This window comes from Acinetobacter sp. TY2 (genome assembly GCF_046269225.1).
Classification (GTDB): domain Bacteria; phylum Pseudomonadota; class Gammaproteobacteria; order Pseudomonadales; family Moraxellaceae; genus Acinetobacter.
The window spans coordinates 66,171-86,277 of the sequence record NZ_JBJZOR010000004.1; the positions used below are offsets into that span (position 1 = coordinate 66,171).

Sequence of the window (20,107 nt, forward strand, 5' to 3'; positions counted from 1 at the left end):
TATTCTTAAGTAAAATATTATATTTCCGTTCTAAACATCTAAAATCATTAAAAAATATGATCAAAATTTACATCTAAAAAGCAGATATACCTTCAAAAACATGGTAAAAATATTTGTCGTACAAAAAATGACCAATACAGTTTATGAAATATTATTTACGTCTTAAAGAACAAGGGGATAAACATTTTACTACTCCACAACATTAGTAGATTGTCTTAGCCATTAAAGCTTCCCCTTTTTTTTATAATCTAAAAGGGCACGATATGAACTATTTAATAAGTTACGACCACTCAGAAAATTATGATACTGAGGATATTACCAATGCAATTCTTTCTATCTCTAATGGTTGTGTAAAGTTATTAAAATCTACATGGATAATTAAACATAAAGGTAAAGCCTCTGACATTAGAAACTGCCTCAAACCTCACATTGGAATCGGGGTTAAGTTGGTGGTTGTTAAACTACACAGAGAAGCTGCATGGAGCATGTCACTTGATCACGAATGTAGAATTTGGTTAGAGGTCTACTTTTAGGGGCATGTTATGAAAAATAAAATTAAATTCTATTTGATATTTATTTTAGCAATTCCAGGTTGTCAAAAAAAATCTGATCCTGTTGATCTATCCGATACCCAAAAGATACAACTTAAATCAAGTCAAGATATTGAGGAAGTTGATATCCAAATCAATAAATATTTAGATCAATTAGACAATCCTAAAACCCAATTACATATTAAAAAACAAATTTTATGCATTGATTATCCGAATTTGTATATACAAAAATATGTACCAACCCTACTAGAAGCAGCACCCAATGACTTCACTTCTGAGAAGTTATTGCGAGATTTAGACTTAGCCCTAGATTACTACACGGATAAATTACATATTCATTGTGAAATGGATTAATTTTTAATGCTCTGTCGCATAATTGGTAATCGAGTTGATAAGAATTATTGTAAGTACTAAAACTGCTTTGATCAAATCTTATGAGAGTAAGGCTTCGTCTATATATTTTTGACTTTGATTTAGCACAACAAACTCCATTTAACCCATCCTTGTGATGGGTTTTTTATTATCTACATGACCATTCACTAAATACTCTGCTAAATTTACATAGTTAACCTATTAATTATTTATTTAGTAAATAGCAAATTACACCTACTGCCATATGTGAAAAATGGCTTAAATAAAAATCACGTTTCATACTCCCCACGACCAATATCATGCCAACACCCAATGTACCTTTTCATTCGATAATTAGTAAAAAAAACAATACAATAAAAGTCCAGAATACTTAGATGGGATTGTCCCTTACACCAGTTCACATTTAGATGGTGCTGTGTCTGAAACCGTGATAAAGGTGGGCAATTAACACATGAAACACCTGAAGTAATTTTAGAATTACGCCGTATATTAAGAGCGCATTTTCAGAAATAAAAATTACCTATTTTGAGACTTACATTTTCAACGATCTGTCGCTGATATTTAATGATCTAAAAAAGTGAATATATATTTATTTAGGTTTTTTATTGCTTATAAATCATGGTACATACAATCACAAAGTTCTGACAATATCGATATTGTTTTTTTAAAATATTCATCGCAAAATGCACATCTTAAATTATTATACATTTGTATAGGCTGAAAATGAAAAAGATGTTGGGTGAACTCACCTTTAAACTTGCAGGATGGACGTATCGAGTTGAACCCAATGTTCTCGAAAAAAAACAAGTTATTATTGGATTTGAGCACACTTCCATGATGGATGCAGTTTTATCGTTGGCTATTTTCCAAATTTTTGATTTGAAAATTCATATTTTGATTAAAAAAGAATTATTCAAAGGTCCTATGAAGCCAATTTTAAATAAACTTGGTGGTATTCCAGTTGATCGTAAATCCAATAAAGATATTGTTTCCCAGATGGTTGAGCTTTTTGAAGCCAATGATAAATTCAACTTAGTTATTGCTCCCGAAGCAACACGTGCTGAACGTGGGCAACCCCGTAAACCTATTCGTACAGGTTTTTGGCATATTGCAAAAGCTGCGGGTGTACCTATTGTGCTGATGTATGCTAATTCGAAGACTAAACAAGGCGGAATCTTTGGAAAAATATATCCTTCCGATTTAGATCAAGACCTTGCTGAAATAAAACGCCTATATAAAGAACATACAGGTCTAGATATTGTCATTCCTGAAGAAAAAAATCATTAATCTGACGCATTTCCAAAAAATAAGCACTTTCTCTGAAAAAAGTGCTTATGGTAGAATTGCATCAATTTGATATGGCATAAAGCCAATCTACAAGGAGCATATTTCGCATGGCGGGTCATTCCAAGTGGGCAAACACAAAGCATCGTAAAGCAAAACAAGATGCGAGCCGCGCAAAAGTATTTACAAAATTTATTCGTGAAATTGTAACCGCTGCTCGCTTAGGCGGTGGTGATGTCGCATCGAATCCACGTTTACGTGCGGTTGTCGAAAAAGCATTAGTTGCAAACATGACACGTGACACCATCAACCGTGCAACTGCACGTGGTGTTGGCGGCGAAGAAAATGCTGATTTAAAAGAAGTCACCTACGAAGGTTATGGTGTCGGCGGTGTTGCTGTCATCATTGAAACCATGACGGATAACCTGAACCGTACAGTTCCTGACGTTCGTCACTGTTTCTCTAAAACAGATGGTAACTTAGGTACTGCAGGTTCTGTTGCGTATATGTTTACTAAACGTGGTGAAATTACTTTTGAAGATGTGTCTTTAGAAGATAAAATCATGGACGTAGCTTTAGAAGCGGGTGCAGAAGATATTGAAGTGAGTGAGGATGAAATCTTAGTCATCACTACCCCTGAATCGTTTGGTGATGTGCAAGATGCTTTAGCCGCTGCAGGTTTGAAATCTGATAATGCTGAAGTAACCATGAACCCTTCAACAAAAGCGTTGATTTCTGATGTTGATCAAGCGAAGAAAATCATAAAAATGATTGATATGTTTGAAGATCTTGATGATGTGCAAAATGTTTATACTAACGTTGAGTTCACAGAAGAAGTCATGGCGGAATTAGACGATTAAGTCGAATTGAAGCAAAAGAAACGCACTAAAAGGTGCGTTTCTTAATTAATATCATTGTTAATTTAGATATTTCAAACAGCATACCAACTTTGACTTAAACTCGGCTCAGCAAGCGACTACAATCGAAAACATGATTATATTCTTTAATGACAAAGCTTGAATGCAGTGCCACGACATGTTCAATTTTCCCAATTCTTTTGAGTAAAATTTCACTATAATTTTCCATATCTTTCGCCACAACTTCCACTAAGAAATCAGCCGTTTGCCCTGTCACTAAAAATGCATTGATCACTTCTGGAATGCTTTCTAGTTCCTCCAAAAATTTAGCAAAAGTATCTGTATCATGTTTACTCAAGGAAACTTGTAAAATGATATGTAGTTTAAAACCTAATTTTTCATAGTTGATATCACGTTTTAAATGTGTCATCAACTTTGTTTCAATCAAGTTTTTAATACGACGATGCACTGAACTGACTGAGAGATTAATACGTTCAGACAATTCATTAAGGTTGATGTCTTCATGAGTCAGAATCTCAAGAATCTGTTTATCATAACGATCAAGTTCCATCACCTACTCCCGTGCAAAGATAAATCATTGAAAATATTTACTTCAATTTAACATTAAAAATTATTTATTTCCCACAATAAAATTATTTATTATTTTTAATTCCCTACTTTTAGAAAAATTAAGAAAAATAATATATAAAAACTTAAACGCCACGCCAATCGACCATTGCATTGCGTTCTGTAGCATAAATACGTTGCACATACTGACCTAGTGGTAAATTCAGTAGTTGTTTTTTATAATCGGCAAACGCATCAGATTGATCTTCATAGTGCTCATTTTCCCACGGCGTGCCTACGAGCTCAAGTAATGGTGCAAGCATTGAACAGACTGCAATATCGGCAAGTCCTAAGCGGCTTCCAACCATATAACGACAACCATTTTCAATGAGCCTTACATTTAAATCATCAATGATTTTATCAAGTGCTTCTTTCGATTCTGCAACCGTCACTTCATCAAGTTGATAATTTTTTGCCACTAGACTTTTCAACAAAGGTTTGGAAAATTTTTCAAAACGGCGCAAATACCCTTTTTCACCAATCATAATTTCAATCGGTTCATCACTAATTGCCAGAGTCACAGCTAACCCCCAACGACGGACATGTGTACCCAAGTCATTACAAATAAGATCAATCTCTAAAATTTTGTCTCTTAAGTTAGTGTCTGTACTCAGTAAGCGATGTTCAGGATAGGTATCATCTAAATACAATGCTATTTGTGTCGAATTTGCAATCCAACGCTCGCCATCTTTTAAAATGGGTAAATTATTTTGCCCTGTTTTGAGTTGAGCAAATGCACGATGTACGCCAGGCATCATATTTTGGGCAATAAAGTCCAACTCCTTATGATCTAGCAACCAACGCGCTTTTTCACAAAAGTGTGATAAAGGAAATTGGTATAAAGTTCTCATAAATACTCCACATTTATTTTTCTATTTCGGCTTTATAAAAACCTACGATTTCAGTTGGATACTTTAGTGAGTGTATTTAAGAATTACAATGTGCTTTTTATCCAAATATTTAATAAATCTCATCAATCAAATTAGCTTAATTTATACATTTTTATGTCTAAAATATCTGAAATGTAGATAAGTCTATCTGAATTGGTTTTTTCACCCCCAAAGCACACCCCATAAACTAATCTTAATCAATCACTTAGCATATTCATTAAAATGAAAAATATAGCAAAATTTGTTTTTAAATTATATTTTTATAAGTTATTCACAATCCATTGCTTAATCTTTCCACTTTTCAAGGTTAGCTTTTAAACATCAAATATAGGTGTTTTTATGTCTCAGTTAATCTTTGAAAATATTCATATTATTGAAAATGATCTCGATGCAATTCAAGCAGCTTATCAAGTCGCAGATTTTGCATTGGAAGGACGTAATGAGCGTGATCAGCAACGACTGCTACCGTTTGCTGAAGTCGATGCCTTTAGTGAAAAGGGATTAGGCGGTATACGTATTCCTAAAAAATTTGGTGGTGCATTTGTTTCAAATACAACTCTCGCACAAGTTTTCCGCATCATCAATAAAGCAGATTCCAGCCTCGGACAGATTCCTCAAAATCAAATTGCTTTACTTAACATGATTGACATTATGGGTACAGATGAACAAAAACATTTTGTTTTTAATGAAATTTTAAAAGGTAAACGTTTAGCCAACGGTGGTCCTGAACGCCATACTAAAGATACAAAAACGCTCAACACAACATTAATTGAAAAAGATGGTGGTTTATTTGTCAATGGAGAAAAATTTTACTCAACAGGTAGCTCTTTCGCACATTGGCTCGCAATTAAAGCCATTCACCCTGATGGTCATGTTGTTCTTACAATTATTGATCGACAAGCTGACGGTGTAGAGGTCATCGATAACTGGAATGGTTTTGGTCAACGAACAACGTCTAGTGGTACAGTCAAACTCACACAAGTAAAAGTCAACCCTCTTCTTATTTTTGATGAGCGTAAACTTTCCAATCAAACGAATTATCGTGGTGCATTCTCACAGCTCATTCAAGTTGCAATTGATGTAGGAATTGCGGAAGCTGCTCTTGAAGATACACTTTCAGCAGTCAAAAAAGCTCGCCCAATTGTCGATGCACAAGTCGAAAAAGCCAGTTTTGAGCATTACACATTACAAGAAGTTGGCAAGTCAGTTGTCTTATTAGATGCTGCAATATTATTGCTTGATGAAGCAGCTGAATATTTAGATGAACTTGATGCTCTAGATACTGTTTCCAATGAACAAGCAGCGAAAGCCTCTATTTTAGTCGCTGAAGCCAAAGTCTATGCCAATGATGCGGCCTTACACATCTCAGAAAAATTGTTTGAACTTGGTGGTAGTCGTTCAAGTCTCAGTATCCATAATTTAGATCAACATTGGCGTAATGCCCGTGTTCATACCTTACATGATCCTGTTCGTTGGAAATTACATGCCTTAGGTGATTATTACCTCAATCATACACTGCCTGCTCGACATGCTTGGATTTAAGGAGAAGCCACATGACCTCATTTCAAAATATTGTTTCATTTCAACCCAAGCTAGTGTCACATGCACATATCATTCAATCTGATGTGGAAGCTTTAGAAATTGCACAGCATTTGGCAGAACAATTTAAAACCCGTGCTGTACAACGTGATGCTGAACGAATTTTACCTTTTGATGAAATTGAAGCCTATAGTCAATCTGGACTATGGGCAATTACAGTACCTACAGAGTTTGGTGGAGCAGATGTTTCAAGTTATACCCTCGCGCAAATCATTGCACTCATGAGCGGTGTAGATGGTTCGATTGGACAAATTCCACAAAATCATTTTTATGCCCTTGAGGTTTTACGTAATACAGGTACGTTCGAACAAAAAAAGAAACTGTATGCCGAAGTTTTACAAGGTGCACGTTTTGGTAATGCCTTAGCTGAATTTAAAACTAAAAATTCAGCCCAAAAACAAACCTCAATTAAGCAAATGGCACAAGACTTCGAAATCAATGGTGAAAAATTTTATTGCACAGGAAGCTTATTTGCACAGCGGATTCCAACCTTGGTAAAAGATGAAAATCAACGTGAATTCTTGGCGTTTGTCCCCCGTAACAGTCAAGGACTTGAGCTGATTGATGATTGGTCGGGATTTGGACAAAGAACCACTGGTAGTGGCACTGTAAAATTCAATCAAGTGCCAGTACTTGCTGAAGACATCATTCCGTTTGATAACGCATTTACTAAACCTACACTCGTTGGTCCAATTGCGCAAATTATGCATGCAGCCATTGAAACAGGTATTGCACGTGCGGCATTTGAAGAAACGCTTGTACGTGTTCGCCAAGCTCGTCCATGGATCGATTCAGGTGTGGCAACTGCAATAGAAGACCCATTAACACGATATGAATTGGGTCGCATTATTGCCGATGTTCGTGCAAGTGAAGTTTTACTCAAACAAGCAGCTCGTTCAATTGATGCTGCCCGTCCACATCCAACGATTGAAAATATTGCCAAAGCCTCTTTAGATGTCGCCAAAGCACGTGCACATAGCACTGAAACAGCATTAAAAACATCGTCTAAACTGATTGAGCTCGCAGGTAGTCGTGGTAGTCAACGTGAGGATGGGCTTGACCGTTTTTGGCGTAATGCCCGTGTTCATACACTACATGATGCCTCACGCTGGAAATATTACTTTATTGCCAATCATGTGTTAAACGGCATTTCTCCCCCACGCAGAGGGACATTGTAATGACAAATATTACTAACAGATCTAAATCTAAAAAAATCTTGTTAAATGCATTTGATATGAATTCTGTCGGTCACATAAATCATGGACTTTGGACACATCCTCGTGATCAATCAAATCGTTTTAATGAGTTAAGTTATTGGACTGAACTAGCAGAAACCTTAGAAAAGGGTTTATTTGATGGCCTATTTATTGCTGATATCACAGGCGTTTATGATGTTTATCAACATAATATTGATTTAACCTTAAAAGAATCGATTCAATTGCCAAGTCATGACCCAAGTACACTTGTTTCAGCGATGGCAGCAGTCACTCAGCATCTTGGTTTTGGAATTACAGTCAATTTAAGCTATGAATCTCCTTACCAATTTGCACGGCGTTTTGCCAGTCTTGATCATCTCACTCAAGGTCGTATTGGGTGGAATATCGTTACAGGATATCTCGATAGTGCTGAACGGCTGATTGGACATAAAGGGCTGAAAGATCATGATTTACGCTATGAACAAGCCGAAGAATTTTTAGAACTTTGCTACAAATTTTGGGAAGGTTCTTGGGAAAATGATGCAATTCAAAAGGATAAGATCAATCGCATTTTTACAGACCCAAATAAAGTTCATGAGATTCAACATCAAGGTAAGTTTTATCAAAGTCAGGGCGTTTTTCAAGTTTCACCATCGAAACAAAGAACACCTGTTCTTTATCAGGCAGGCGCATCAGCTAAAGGTTTATCTTTTGCAACGCAACACGCTGAAGCTATGTTTATTGGTGCAGATAGTCCTGAAAAACTAAAAACACAAGTGGACAAAATTCGAACGCAAACCCAACAGCAAGGTCGAAATCCTGACGAAATTAAACTCTTTGTCGGGATTACTGTAGTAACGGCTGAAACTGATGAATTGGCGCAGGAAAAGCTCACTGAGTACATTCACTATGCAAGTCCTGAAGCTGGTCTTGCCCATTTTTCAAGCTCTGTCGGTATTGATCTTTCTCAGTTTGCAGCAAATGAAGCGATTCCCTATAAACCAACCAATAGTATTGCCTCAGTAAACAAAAAATTTAAAGAACAAAAAACCACCATTAATGATTTAAAAGCCCAACATATTTTGGGCGGTCGTTATCCCCTCATTGTCGGTAGCGGTGCAACTGTCGCTGAAAAATTGATTCAGTTTTTGGATGAAACGGGTGTCGATGGTTTCAATCTTACGCGAACCGTTGCACCTGAATCGCATCAAGATTTCATTCGCTTGGTCATTCCTGAATTACAGCAACGTGGACGTTATAAAACAGCGTATGAAGATGGAAGTTTGCGTCACAAGCTGTTTCAGCAAGGTGATCATTTATCAGAAACACACCCAGTTCAGCAGTTCCGATGTAAAAGCACGTCAAAGAATAAAGATTCTGTGCAACATCATCTAAACACGCAACAAAAGCATACTGCGTAAAGCAATCCACATTTTTAAAACATTTTCGATGATGACGATGACATTAATGACAATCACATTATCGACTTAAAATTATAGAGGTAAATCATGGGACAAGCTTCAAAATCTAAACTTTCGCTCATTGGCGTAGTCATTGCCACATTAGTCATAGGGCTTTTGGTATGGACTTATAATAAAAAAACGACATCAAATGAACTCGTGATTGGTATCAGTCCATCTTTTGCTAAACCGTTACAAGTGGCTGCAGATGAAGCCAAAAATCAAGGTATTAATGTCAAATTGGTGGAATTTTCCGATTGGAACACACCCAATATTACTCTCAATCATGGTGATATTGATGCCAATTTCTTTCAACATCAACCCTTTCTTGATAATGCAAAAAAAGAAACAGATTTTAAAATCAAAGGCTTTGCAGTCGGTGCAGCAACGCATGTTGGTTTATATTCCAAAAAATATAATAGCTTTGATGCTCTACCTCAAAATGCCACAGTGGTCATTCCCAATGATCCTGTCAATCAGGGACGTGCATTACAGTTATTACAACAAGCCAAACTGATTACGCTTAAACAGCCTGATAATTTTTTAGCAAGTTTGAATGATATTGCAACAAATCCCAAAAACTTGAAATTTACAGAAGTTGAAGGTCCTCAAACAGCACGTGCTATTGATGATGTCGATCTCGCATTCGGTTATCCACATTATTTACGCATGGCGAAAACTGCTGATCCTGAAAAAGCCTTACTTTTTGATTCCAATACAGATAAACGCTTTGCCATTTTATTTGCAGTGCGTGATGACTATGTTGACAAAGACGATAAGCTCAAAAAATTCGTTGAGATTTATCAAAACTCACCAAAAGTAAAACAGGCATTAGATGCAGATTTTGGTCCTACACTTTGGTTCCCTGGTTGGAAGTAACTTCCCAGAATATCATCCATAGCATAAGGAAAGAATTATGGTTAGTTTTGGTTCACAGGTCGACTTCACAGTCCCACACATTAAAATTCGAAATTTAGATAAATATTATGATATTCAAAACACCCAAATACATGCACTTAAAAATATCAACTTAGATATTCCGCAGGGTAAAATTTTCGGTATTATTGGTAAAAGTGGTGCGGGAAAATCATCTTTAATACGTACATTAAATGGACTTGAATCAATCAGTAAAGGGCAAATTTTAATCCACCAGCAAGATTTAGCTCAATTAGAACACGCCGAACTCATTCAACTTCGACAAAAAATAGGCATGATTTTTCAACATTTCAATCTTATGTCTGCAAAAACAGTATATGAAAATGTTGCATTGCCATTAAAAATTGCAGGTTATTCAAAATCTGAAATTGAGCCTCGTGTAAAAGAAGTGCTTAATCTTGTTGGGCTGAGTGAAAAAATAGAAAATTACCCTTCACAACTCTCTGGTGGACAAAAACAACGTGTGGGTATTGCACGCGCACTCGTTCATCATCCTGAAATTTTACTTTGTGATGAAGCGACATCGGCACTTGATCCTGAAAGTACTGCCGTCGTGCTCTCACTTTTAAAAGAAATCAATCAGAAATTAGGTATTACCATTGTTTTAATTACCCATGAAATGCAAGTCATTCGAGAGATTTGTGATCAGGTAGTTGTAATTGAACAAGGTGAAATTGTAGAAGCTGGACAAGTGTGGTCGGTATTTTCTGAACCACAACAAGCCATTACCCAAGAATTACTGAGCTTTGAACAATCAGATCTTCCTGTGGTATTACACAAAGATATTACACCAGAGCGTACTCAAACCATTTTAAAACTAAGATATTCCACAACACTTTTAGAGTGTCCTGATTTTAAAATTATTTTTGAACAATTTAATGTGCCTGTACATTTATATCGAAGTCATATCGATACCATTCAAGGACATTTTATTGGTTCGCTCATCATTGCAGTATCAAATACAACACTCAATCTCTTTGCATTAAAAAAAGTATTAGCTCCAGCAATAACAGATTTAGAGGTACTCGGTTATGTCTAATCAACTCATTGATTTATTAATTAGCGGTACAACTGATACTGTATTAATGGTGGGTATATCGGCATTTTTTTGCATTTTTAATGGGCTTGCCTTTGGCAGTCATTTTGGTCAATACAAGCCAACACGGTATTTACCCATCAAAAGGGATAAATAAAGTTTTAGGCAGTGTGGTCAATATTACACGTTCTGTTCCCTTTTTAATTTTAATGGTTGCCTTAATTCCATTCACGCGATGGATTGTTGGTACAAGTTATGGCGTATGGGCTGCTGTCGTTCCACTAACGCTCGCAGCAACTCCCTTTTTTGCACGAATTGCAGAAGTAAGTTTAAGAGAAGTTGATCGTGGTCTAATTGAAGCTGCTCAAGCAATGGGTTGTAATCGTAAGCAAATTATATGGCATGTATTATTGCCTGAAGCTTTACCTGGTATTGTGGCTGGCTTTACTGTCACAATCGTCACTATGATTAACTCTTCTGCTATTGCAGGTGCAATTGGTGCAGGTGGTTTAGGTGACATTGCCTACAGGTATGGCTATCAACGCTTTGATATGCAGATCATGCTTGCCGTTATTGTCGTATTGGTAATTCTAGTCATTTGTGTTCAAGCGATTGGTGATACCTTATCTCACCAATTAGATAAACGTAAAATTTAAACATAAAATATTGATCTTTAAATGGTCTTGTCTTTGATTTTTTCGAATCAACAAGACCTCTTTTTATTCATCCAACGCTTTACTTAACTATTAAAAAAAGATCAAACAAAGTCACTTGTATTTCTTTCATTATTCACACTATATTAAAGTATTGATTAGTCATTTAAATCTCTCCTATGAGCTACAAACATAATAACCTCTTGGCAATGCGCCAAAATTGGTGGAATGATCAACACTCCAACATTGTTCATATTGAAAAACAATTTCTTCAACATGTACTAACCGAGCAAGGCATCTATAGTCCTGCAACGCTTGAAGATGCTCACTATCTGTTTTTTAGCCTGCCAAGTATTATCATTGTCAAAGGCTATGCTTCAGGATTTCAACATCCTGCTGTGACAGAACTGATGACGCAATATATTCAGCTAAATAAAACTCAGTTAATGAAGCGTGAAACAATTAAAATTCAATATCATATGTAATTTTTTTTGTAATTACTTATTGGCTAAAATCCTGACTAAAATGAACTATTTTTTATATGTTGTAGCATTGTCATATTCAAAAAATGCCGTATGATGAGGCGGATTGTAAAGCATCATGTCTATCTCATTGAACTAGTTTAATACATTCAGAACAGGTAAGATTCACTATAATTTACCTGTGCGCATCTCTCAAAGGATTTCATCTTCATGTCAGATCAGAACGATAAGCTTAAAGAGTTAAAGACCTCCTCTATGGATCGTCGCTTATCTATTGCCAAAGCATCATTACTCGCGGGAAGCCGTTGGGCTGCTTCTAGTGCAGGTTCTATTTTCTCAAGTGAAGAAGAAAAAGAGAGAAAGCGTAAAAAAGTTATGAAGGAACAAGCCGAATATTTGGTATCAGAAATCGGTAAACTCAAAGGCTCAATCGTGAAAATCGGGCAAATGATGGCACTGTATGGCGAACATTTTTTACCTGAAGAAATCACTCAAGCACTTAATACACTGAATAATCAAACGATTGCATTAGCATGGCCTGCTATTCATGAACAATTGAAAGCTCAATTAGGTTCAAAATTAAATGATTTGACTATCGATCACGAACCGATTGGTACAGCATCACTCGCACAAGTACACCGCGCAACACGTAATTCTGATGGTTTAGAAATTGTCCTTAAAGTTCAATATCCGGGTGTGGCAGATGCCATTGACTCAGATATGAGCTTATTTAAAAACATGCTGAAACTGACACGCATGGTGCCACAAACACGTGAATTTGATCAATGGTTCGATGAAGTCCGTGAAATGATGCATCGTGAAGTCAACTATCAGGTCGAAGCAGCAACCACGCAACGCTTTGCTGATCGCCTTAAAGATGATGCGCGTTACGTCGTGCCACACATCATTGATAAATATTGCACTAATCAAATTTTGTGTATGACCTTTGAACGTGGCGTACCCATTAATAGTCCCGTTATGCTCTCTTTACCTCAAGAACGCCGTAACTTATTGGGTGAAGCCTCACTTGAAATTGCCGTTCGTGAACTGTTTGAATGGGGTGAAATGCAAACCGATCCAAACTTTGGTAACTATTTGGTTCGTTTAGGTAATGGTGCAGATATTCAAGATAAAATTATTTTGCTTGATTTTGGTGCCATTCGTCAGTTTGATACACAATTACTTTCTGTTGCGCGCAACCTGATTAAAGCGGGCTATCATCATAATGCTGAAGATATGGTCAGTTCAATGTCAGGTTATGAATTCTTTGACAATATGCCTCAAAGCATAAAACCTGATATGGCAAAAGTATTTTTACTTGCTACTGAAGCTTTTAGTACACCATTGAATAATCCTGATTTACCTACAGGTGTAATGGATGAACATCACCGTTATGATTGGAAAAAAAGCCAACTACATAGCCGTGTGATGCAACGTGCATCTAAATCAATGACATCACGTTATTTCAGCATTCCACCGAAAGAATTTATGTTTATTAGTCGTAAATTTATTGGTGCATATACTTTTATGACCGTCATTGAAGCCAAGACCAATGTCCGTAAAATGGTTACACCATTTGTCCAAGCTAAAAAATAAAATTCATTCATATTGTTTAGACCGAAATGACAATCTTTATTTTTTGTCATTTTGGTCAATTTAACTTAATTTAGCACTTTACAAGCAAATAAATAAATAATAAAAATTAGATATTTAAATCAATAAAACACACACCTACTACCATTTATCTTAGGTCAACTCCCATGTCAAATGCGACATAGTTTTTTATATTTTTGCGTGGCACGATACTGAACATACCAATACAAGAACAGGCACTACGGAATGACCAACATGGTAAATAAAGCTCAGGGGTTGGGCTTAAATATATTGACTAAAATTGCAGGTAGCGATCTACTTGATCAACTTAAATTGCGTAAATTTGTCGAAAAATCACTGTATCAAGGCTCAAAAGCAGGTTTTAAAACACTATCAGCAACACAAAAAGCATTTAAATCGGATGCTAAAGTCACAAAACAGCGCCTTCCTAATCAACAAAAAGGTTTATTTGATCTAAGTCTGACAGAAGAACAGCAAATGACTGTGGATGCCATGCAACAGTTTGCATCTGAAGTTTTATATCCTTTAGCACACAATGCCGATCACAATGAGTCATTCCCACAAGAACTATGGCAACATAGTATTGATTTAGGGCTAAACTTTTATGCTCTGCCTGAAGCACTTGGTGGTGTTGCAACTGAAAAAAACATTCTTAGCAATATTCTAATCGCTGAAACCTTAGCCACAGGTGATTTCACATTAACAGCAGGTTTACTTTCAACTTTTAGTGCAATTAACGCCATTACCCAATGGGGTTCTGTACAAGTGCAGTCGACTTATCTGCCTGCTTTTGCTAATGACCCAGAACTTAAAGCAAGTTTTGCCATTCAAGAGGCGACACCTGCATTTAATCCCTACAAACTTCAAACTAGAGCGACTGCAAGCAACGGTGCTTATACCATTACAGGTGAAAAAACTTTAGTCATTTTAGGTGAAACAGCCGATCTTTTTATTGTCAGTGCTGAATTAAATGATCAAGCTGATGTCTTTATTGTTCAACGCCATGACAGCATTACTGTACGTAAATCTTCGGCAATGGGTTTAAAAGCAGCGGAAACCGTCACTTTAAAATTTGACAATACTCCTGCTGTACGTTTGGGTGATGATGATTTTAATTACACTGCTTTTTTAGATTTAGGTAATTTAATGTGGTGTGCACTTGCAATTGGCACCTGTGAAACCGTGAAAAACTATTGCGTCAAATATGCCAATGAACGTACAGCCTTTGGTGAGCCTATTTCTCATCGTCAAAGTGTGGCATTTATGATTGCCGATATGGCAATTGAAATTGATGCGATGCGTATGCTCGTTCTCAATGCAGCAAGCCTTGCTGAAGCAGGTCAACCTTTCCACCGTGAAGCGTATCTAGCACGCTTACTGTGCGCTGAAAAATCAATGAAAATTGGTACAGATGGTGTACAACTTCTAGGCGGTCATGGTTTTACCAAAGAACACCCTGTCGAGCGTTGGTATCGCGACTTACGTGCAACAGCGATTATACAATCAGCATTACATGCCTAATCCATAAGAATAATAGAAATACGAAAGGAATAATCACATGAATTTACAGAATCCTAAAAAATTTCAAATGCTTTTGGATCAAGCACATGAAACAGCACTGAATGTTTTACGTCCAATTTCACGAAAATATGATAAAGCTGAGCATGCCTACCCCAAAGAACTCGATATGCTCGCTTCACTACTTGATGGTATGAATGATGGTGGTGATGGCATGAATGCTGGCGCAGCAGTCAATAAACGTGGTGATACCGATTCAAGTAATAAAAATGGCGTGAATATGTCAACTGCACTTGGTGTCATTGAAATGTGTTATGGCGATACAGGCTTACTTCTTTCAATGCCACGTCAAGGTTTAGGGAATTCTGCTATTGCAGCCGTTGCTAATGATGAACAACTTGAACGCTTTAAAGGTACTTGGGCGGCAATGGCAATTACTGAGCCAGGTTGTGGTTCTGACTCTGCTGCAATTCGTACCACAGCCACCAAAGATGGCGATGATTATATTTTAAATGGTGAAAAAATATTTGTGACTTCAGGTGAACGTGCCGATTCAGTCGTGGTTTGGGCAACACTCGATAAAAAGCTTGGACGTGCCGCAATCAAATCCTTTGTTGTTAAAAAAGGTACACCGGGTATGAAGGTTGAACGCCTAGAGCACAAGCTTGGCATTAAAGCATCAGATACTGCCGTAATTAGTTTCATTGATTGCCGTGTTGCAGGTGTAAATTTACTCGGCAATGCTGAAATTGATGTAGCAAAAGGCTTTGCAGGGGTTATGGAAACCTTTGACAATACTCGCCCTTTAGTTGCAGCCATGGCTGTCGGTTGTGCAAAAGCATCTCTTGAACGCATTAAGGAAATTTTTAAAGACCAAATAGATGCCAATTACGCAACGCCATATTTACAGTCAAGCAATATCGCCGCACAAATTTACCGTATGGAAGCAGAATGGGAAGCATCTCGCCTACTCACTATGCGCGCAACGTGGATGGCAGACAATCGCAAACCAAACTCAAAAGAAGCATCCATTGCCAAAGCCAAAGCAGGTCGAATCTGTAATGAAATCACACTAAAATGTGTAGAACTTGCAGCGAGTGTAGGCTACAACGAAGATGAATTATTGGAAAAATGGGCACGTGACTCGAAAATTCTTGATATTTTTGAAGGCACTCAGCAGATTCAGCAATTGATCATTGCCCGCCGTGAGCTAGGTAAATCATCAAGTGAACTGAAATAATATAAATTATTGAATGAATTAAAGCGTTAGATTTCACCTTAATCGATGGATTTTTGTTATAAAAGTCCATCTTTTTTTATTTTCATATTTCACATGTATACATTACGCCCTATTCAAGCAACCGATAATGTCGCATTAGCCCAGATTATTCGTCAAGTATCAGCCGAATTTGGACTTGCTGCTGAATCAGGCTTTGCTGTTGCCGATCCAATCCTTGATGATCTGTATGCCGTTTATACTCAGTCCAACGCTATGTATTGGATTGTTGAAAATCAACACGGCGAAATTTTGGGTGGTGGTGGTCTATCACCGCTCACGGGTGCGACTGATATTTTAGAAATTCAGAAGATGTATTTTCTTTCCGAAGTCCGTGGTTTAGGTTTTGCTAAGAGAATTTTACAATTGGGCTTCGATTTCGCCCAACAACACGGCTTCAATGCATGCTATTTGGAAACGACAAAAGACTTATGGCAAGCTGTAAAACTTTATGAAAAATTAGGCTTCAAACACCTATCTCAGCCCATGGGTCACACTGGTCATAGCCATGCTTGTGAAATTTGGATGAAAAAAGAACTTAATCACTAATTTTCAAATATATCGATATTACTACATTATATTTACCCTTTTCAGCTACTTAAAAACCATCAAAGAAAGTAAGCTGAAAAGGAATGTGTAACACAATAAAATAATGATCAGCATCACATGATAAAAATTAAAAAATTATCTTTGTCGAATATATTAGCCAAACTATTACAAACCAAGCGACTGACTGAAATTATTGACTTTGGTACCAATCTGATTGATGGTGATCCACTTAAAAATTGATATTCAAGATGCTGAACTTTTGATTTATAAATCAGGACTGGAAAAACTAAAAAAAGCAGTGGTCATTCAAACTAAAATATCCTTTATGACCTTATATAAAGATCAGCTAGGGTGGGGTGAAATTAAGTTACGAGCGCAAGGTTTTGTTCCGCATTGTTTTACTGCCGTTAAACAATGACCTATTTCACCCTTTAGCTATCTCGATCAACCCAATCGTGCCGTAAATCAATTGCTCGAAGCCGATTTAGTCTATGTTCGAGATTTTACCCACCCCGAACTGATGGATGATGAGCAACTCAAACATCTCGCCCTTATTGCTCATCATTGTTATCAATCTTTGACCTAACTTTATGTTGCTTCATGATTCTCGAACAACAAGGTACGGTGGCTGAACATCCTCAATAAAATTATATTAATTTTCCCAATCAGAAAATCTAATCATAGAAAATGCACCTAAAAATCTGATAAAAACACATCAACAATAAAGGGAAACTGATAATGAATCAGCTTCCCTTTTAGCTAAAATTTCTCTATTTCAAATCAATCTTTATTTAAAAGGCGATCAATCACACCAAATTTTTTAAATAATGCTGCACGGCGTTTTGGATAGATATTGGCTTGATTTAAATCACCTTTATAATGATCAAATACACGTTTATCCATCATTTTGAACCACACTGATGGAATCAATGCAGGCAACAACATACTCGCATAACCACTTGGCAGTTCAGGTGCTTCATCAAAATGACGCAGTGCTTGAAATGGACGAGTCGGATAAGCATGATGATCGGAATGACGTTGTAATTGATACAAAAATAGATTGGTCACAATATTGTTATTATTCCAACTATGCTCAGGCATAGTACGTTCATATTTACCATTTTCATTTTTCTGACGTAACAAACCATAATGTTCAATATAATTAATGACTTCAAACAAACCAATACTATAAATTGCTTGTGTGAGTTGATAAGGTAAAATTTTACCTCCAAAAGCTTTCAGCATAGCGCCGTGAAATCCTGCAGCCATGCCCCAACCCTGCAACAATTCATTGTCTTTTGACCAAAAAGATAAGCCTTTACGTTTTAAACGTTGTTTTTCAATTTCAATTGCTGACTTAAAAGAACCAATTACCGTACGAGGGAAAAATTCATAAAATGTTTCTCCCATTTTAGACGATGCAGGATCTTCTGGCGTTGCTGCACGTTTATGATGTCCGTAAGGATGCTCAATGCGGAAATGGTTATATCCCGAAGGCACCAAAGCCAAATGTGACAATAGATGATCAATACGCTCAGATTTATGACTCAGCTCATGTGCGGTATTAATTGCGATACCATTGATTGCTCCCATCGAAACACCCAATAATATTTTATCAAGTAAAGAGGTACTCTCACGACTCGCTAACCAACAAGCATAGACATTGGCAACATATTGCAAAGGAATAAAGGTTTTCACCAAACGTGCATAATAAGGATCTTGCTCTAACAGCTTAATATCTTCATTCGATGGATTATTATTGTCTTTGCCTACTAGCGTATCAATTGCAGGTATAATGATATGTAAAACAATTGGTCCACCCAAAGCAAAAACTTTTTTCAATGGTCGTGGTGCAAATTGGTATCCTGCTAAAATTCCAATCCCTATGACAGGTAAAGATGGACTAATTGCCCATAAATAACGTTTTTTATCTAGCGCAAATCCTGACTTAACCACGATTTCACTGACTTGCTGCTCAGGTATTTTCACGGGTGCGTTCATATGTGCTTCTTTCCTTGATTTTTTCTTATCTCTATATTTAACGATAACGTATAATCAAAACAGTTCTAAGCGTCCATAAAAGCTATGTAGAAGTCCTTGTCACTTTCTGCATGGCAAATGACCTTATCGAACATGTAAAATGATAAAAATATGTTTAACTACATATAGAAGATGTAATTTTAAATAGTAAGCTTGACCAAAATGATACGAAACCCATGGATGCACTAAGTAAAATTTTTGAGGATATTCATTTAAATCATTCTGAATATCTATATTTGCAAGCCACAGGACATTGGGCATTTCATAGTCCTGCACAGCCTGTACTCATGGCGCACATTGTGTTGTTTGGTGAAGCTCATCTACAATTTAACAATGGTACGCATGTCAGCCTAAATACTGGGGATATGTTTCTCATTCCCGCAGGTTTAGCACATCAAGTTCGCCACCAAAAAGACAGTTTTTTGATTGAAACTCTCAATATTGCTCCATTATTTGATGGTTTAAAACAAGAAGCCATTGAATTTGGTGAAGGCCCATCAAACAACAAAACGCTTATTTTATCTGTGCGTTGTCAGCTCAATGCCATTATGGCAAAACCGCTCGTCAATGCTTTACCCCCTTTTATTCATATTCAAAATGCACTCAGTGATCAAGCTCCTGAATGGCTACGTATTGGTTTATATTTTGTCGCATCCGATACACAACGCACACTTGCAGGTAAAAATAAAATCATGGATCATCTGCTGAGTATTATGATGATTGAATGCGTTCGTGATTATATTGGGCAACTCAACCATGAAAACAATTGGCTCAGTGCACTCGTTCATCCTGAACTTGCCAATGCACTCGCTGCCATTCATGGACAACCAGAACACTCATGGACTGTTGAGAGTTTGGCAGAACAATGCTGTATGTCACGTTCCAAATTTGCAGGGCTGTTTCATCAAATTGTGGGAGAAACACCACTTGCCTATTTACAACAACATCGCTTGCGCCTCGCAAGCCAGCACTTAATCAAAGGGCAACTTTCAATTCAACAAATTGCACATACAATTGGCTACTCTTCTGAAACAGCATTTAGCCAAGCCTTTAAAAAGCAGTTTGAATTAACTCCAAGCCAATATAGACAAAATGCACAAATATCCATGCGCTAAATAAAACCACTCTAAAATGTACTCACCCGAAACGTAAAAAAAGCGCCGAAGC

At 36.8% G+C, this 20,107-nt stretch carries 18 protein-coding genes and 1 pseudogene; 16 read left to right on the forward strand and 3 right to left on the reverse strand.

All coding sequences use genetic code 11. The annotated features are described in order from the left end of the window. The first annotated feature begins 542 nt into the window (after positions 1 to 542). From ACK1JC_RS03440 to ACK1JC_RS03450, 3 genes are all read left to right on the forward strand, one after another. The gene (locus tag ACK1JC_RS03440) at positions 543 to 905 is read left to right on the forward strand and encodes a hypothetical protein (RefSeq protein WP_409510454.1); all 363 of its coding nucleotides are present in this window, start codon (positions 543 to 545) and stop codon (positions 903 to 905) included. Between the two features lie 741 nt (positions 906 to 1,646). Beyond that, positions 1,647 to 2,210 carry a 1-acyl-sn-glycerol-3-phosphate acyltransferase gene (locus tag ACK1JC_RS03445; RefSeq protein WP_409510455.1) on the forward strand — a complete coding sequence of 188 codons (564 nt, stop codon included), beginning with the start codon at positions 1,647 to 1,649 and terminating at the stop codon, positions 2,208 to 2,210. A 107-nt stretch (positions 2,211 to 2,317) separates the two neighbouring features. Continuing rightward, positions 2,318 to 3,067, forward strand: coding sequence for a YebC/PmpR family DNA-binding transcriptional regulator (locus tag ACK1JC_RS03450; RefSeq protein WP_409510456.1), 750 nt, complete (start codon positions 2,318 to 2,320; stop codon positions 3,065 to 3,067). Between the two features lie 94 nt (positions 3,068 to 3,161). On the opposite strand, the gene ACK1JC_RS03455 is transcribed toward ACK1JC_RS03450, so the two are convergent. Both ACK1JC_RS03455 and ACK1JC_RS03460 read right to left on the reverse strand, forming a co-directional pair. Continuing rightward, positions 3,162 to 3,635 carry an Lrp/AsnC family transcriptional regulator gene (locus ACK1JC_RS03455; RefSeq protein WP_409510457.1) on the reverse strand — a complete coding sequence of 158 codons (474 nt, stop codon included), beginning with the start codon at positions 3,633 to 3,635 and terminating at the stop codon, positions 3,162 to 3,164. Between the two features lie 142 nt (positions 3,636 to 3,777). After that, positions 3,778 to 4,542, reverse strand: coding sequence for a glutathione S-transferase family protein (locus ACK1JC_RS03460; RefSeq protein ID WP_409510458.1), 765 nt, complete (start codon positions 4,540 to 4,542; stop codon positions 3,778 to 3,780). A 378-nt stretch (positions 4,543 to 4,920) separates the two neighbouring features. Here ACK1JC_RS03460 and ACK1JC_RS03465 point away from each other — a divergent pair, with 378 nt between their 5' ends. From ACK1JC_RS03465 to ACK1JC_RS03520, 12 genes and pseudogenes are all read left to right on the forward strand, one after another. Continuing rightward, positions 4,921 to 6,123, forward strand: a complete 1,203-nt coding sequence (locus ACK1JC_RS03465; RefSeq protein WP_409510459.1) for an SfnB family sulfur acquisition oxidoreductase — start codon at positions 4,921 to 4,923, stop codon at positions 6,121 to 6,123. A gap of 11 nt (positions 6,124 to 6,134) precedes the next feature. Then, the gene (locus ACK1JC_RS03470) at positions 6,135 to 7,358 is read left to right on the forward strand and encodes an SfnB family sulfur acquisition oxidoreductase (protein ID WP_409510460.1); all 1,224 of its coding nucleotides are present in this window, start codon (positions 6,135 to 6,137) and stop codon (positions 7,356 to 7,358) included. After that, on the forward strand, positions 7,358 to 8,797 hold the full coding sequence (locus tag ACK1JC_RS03475) for an LLM class flavin-dependent oxidoreductase (RefSeq protein WP_409510461.1): 1,440 nt from the start codon (positions 7,358 to 7,360) through the stop codon (positions 8,795 to 8,797). The genes ACK1JC_RS03470 and ACK1JC_RS03475 overlap by 1 nt, the downstream gene beginning before the upstream one ends. Before the next feature lie 87 nt (positions 8,798 to 8,884). Further along, entirely contained in the window at positions 8,885 to 9,715 is an 831-nt protein-coding gene (locus tag ACK1JC_RS03480; protein ID WP_409510462.1) for a MetQ/NlpA family ABC transporter substrate-binding protein, read from the forward strand. Between the two features lie 37 nt (positions 9,716 to 9,752). Continuing rightward, positions 9,753 to 10,811 (forward strand): methionine ABC transporter ATP-binding protein, encoded by a 1,059-nt coding sequence (locus ACK1JC_RS03485; RefSeq protein ID WP_409510463.1) that lies wholly within the window; start codon positions 9,753 to 9,755, stop codon positions 10,809 to 10,811. Further along, a pseudogene (locus ACK1JC_RS03490) lies at positions 10,804 to 11,464 on the forward strand (methionine ABC transporter permease). The gene ACK1JC_RS03485 and the pseudogene ACK1JC_RS03490 overlap by 8 nt, the downstream one beginning before the upstream one ends. A gap of 176 nt (positions 11,465 to 11,640) precedes the next feature. Continuing rightward, entirely contained in the window at positions 11,641 to 11,946 is a 306-nt protein-coding gene (locus ACK1JC_RS03495; protein WP_409510464.1) for a hypothetical protein, read from the forward strand. Between the two features lie 207 nt (positions 11,947 to 12,153). Next, a complete protein-coding gene (locus tag ACK1JC_RS03500) occupies positions 12,154 to 13,539 on the forward strand; it encodes an ABC1 kinase family protein (protein ID WP_409510465.1) in 1,386 nt (461 codons plus the stop codon). Between the two features lie 243 nt (positions 13,540 to 13,782). Continuing rightward, the gene (locus ACK1JC_RS03505; RefSeq protein WP_409510466.1) at positions 13,783 to 15,078 is read left to right on the forward strand and encodes an acyl-CoA dehydrogenase family protein; all 1,296 of its coding nucleotides are present in this window, start codon (positions 13,783 to 13,785) and stop codon (positions 15,076 to 15,078) included. Between the two features lie 37 nt (positions 15,079 to 15,115). Further along, positions 15,116 to 16,315 (forward strand): acyl-CoA dehydrogenase family protein, encoded by a 1,200-nt coding sequence (locus ACK1JC_RS03510; protein ID WP_409510467.1) that lies wholly within the window; start codon positions 15,116 to 15,118, stop codon positions 16,313 to 16,315. A gap of 93 nt (positions 16,316 to 16,408) precedes the next feature. After that, positions 16,409 to 16,900, forward strand: coding sequence for a GNAT family N-acetyltransferase (locus tag ACK1JC_RS03515; protein ID WP_409510468.1), 492 nt, complete (start codon positions 16,409 to 16,411; stop codon positions 16,898 to 16,900). Between the two features lie 217 nt (positions 16,901 to 17,117). Then, entirely contained in the window at positions 17,118 to 17,318 is a 201-nt protein-coding gene (locus ACK1JC_RS03520) for a hypothetical protein (protein WP_409510469.1), read from the forward strand. 362 nt (positions 17,319 to 17,680) lie between these two features. Here ACK1JC_RS03520 and ACK1JC_RS03525 read toward each other — a convergent pair whose 3' ends face one another. Then, the gene (locus ACK1JC_RS03525) at positions 17,681 to 18,901 is read right to left on the reverse strand and encodes an alkane 1-monooxygenase (RefSeq protein WP_409510470.1); all 1,221 of its coding nucleotides are present in this window, start codon (positions 18,899 to 18,901) and stop codon (positions 17,681 to 17,683) included. A 215-nt stretch (positions 18,902 to 19,116) separates the two neighbouring features. Here ACK1JC_RS03525 and ACK1JC_RS03530 point away from each other — a divergent pair, with 215 nt between their 5' ends. Next, positions 19,117 to 20,055 carry an AraC family transcriptional regulator gene (locus tag ACK1JC_RS03530; protein WP_409510471.1) on the forward strand — a complete coding sequence of 313 codons (939 nt, stop codon included), beginning with the start codon at positions 19,117 to 19,119 and terminating at the stop codon, positions 20,053 to 20,055. The last annotated feature ends 52 nt before the right edge of the window (positions 20,056 to 20,107 follow it).

Bases quoted from the DNA above. Each gene is read 5' to 3' on its own strand.
- ACK1JC_RS03460 (WP_409510458.1), bottom strand. From the start codon at position 4,542: ATGAGAACTTTATACCAATTTCCTTTATCACACTTTTGTGAAAAAGCG.
- ACK1JC_RS03485 (WP_409510463.1), top strand. From the start codon at position 9,753: ATGGTTAGTTTTGGTTCACAGGTCGACTTCACAGTCCCACACATTAAA.
- ACK1JC_RS03470 (WP_409510460.1), top strand. From the start codon at position 6,135: ATGACCTCATTTCAAAATATTGTTTCATTTCAACCCAAGCTAGTGTCA.
- ACK1JC_RS03500 (WP_409510465.1), top strand. From the start codon at position 12,154: ATGTCAGATCAGAACGATAAGCTTAAAGAGTTAAAGACCTCCTCTATG.
- ACK1JC_RS03510 (WP_409510467.1), top strand. From the start codon at position 15,116: ATGAATTTACAGAATCCTAAAAAATTTCAAATGCTTTTGGATCAAGCA.
- ACK1JC_RS03475 (WP_409510461.1), top strand. From the start codon at position 7,358: ATGACAAATATTACTAACAGATCTAAATCTAAAAAAATCTTGTTAAAT.
- ACK1JC_RS03455 (WP_409510457.1), bottom strand. From the start codon at position 3,635: ATGGAACTTGATCGTTATGATAAACAGATTCTTGAGATTCTGACTCAT.
- ACK1JC_RS03445 (WP_409510455.1), top strand. From the start codon at position 1,647: ATGAAAAAGATGTTGGGTGAACTCACCTTTAAACTTGCAGGATGGACG.
- ACK1JC_RS03440 (WP_409510454.1), top strand. From the start codon at position 543: ATGAAAAATAAAATTAAATTCTATTTGATATTTATTTTAGCAATTCCA.
- ACK1JC_RS03495 (WP_409510464.1), top strand. From the start codon at position 11,641: ATGAGCTACAAACATAATAACCTCTTGGCAATGCGCCAAAATTGGTGG.
- ACK1JC_RS03530 (WP_409510471.1), top strand. From the start codon at position 19,117: ATGGATGCACTAAGTAAAATTTTTGAGGATATTCATTTAAATCATTCT.
- ACK1JC_RS03450 (WP_409510456.1), top strand. From the start codon at position 2,318: ATGGCGGGTCATTCCAAGTGGGCAAACACAAAGCATCGTAAAGCAAAA.
- ACK1JC_RS03465 (WP_409510459.1), top strand. From the start codon at position 4,921: ATGTCTCAGTTAATCTTTGAAAATATTCATATTATTGAAAATGATCTC.
- ACK1JC_RS03525 (WP_409510470.1), bottom strand. From the start codon at position 18,901: ATGAACGCACCCGTGAAAATACCTGAGCAGCAAGTCAGTGAAATCGTG.
- ACK1JC_RS03480 (WP_409510462.1), top strand. From the start codon at position 8,885: ATGGGACAAGCTTCAAAATCTAAACTTTCGCTCATTGGCGTAGTCATT.
- ACK1JC_RS03515 (WP_409510468.1), top strand. From the start codon at position 16,409: ATGTATACATTACGCCCTATTCAAGCAACCGATAATGTCGCATTAGCC.
- ACK1JC_RS03520 (WP_409510469.1), top strand. From the start codon at position 17,118: ATGGTGATCCACTTAAAAATTGATATTCAAGATGCTGAACTTTTGATT.
- ACK1JC_RS03505 (WP_409510466.1), top strand. From the start codon at position 13,783: ATGACCAACATGGTAAATAAAGCTCAGGGGTTGGGCTTAAATATATTG.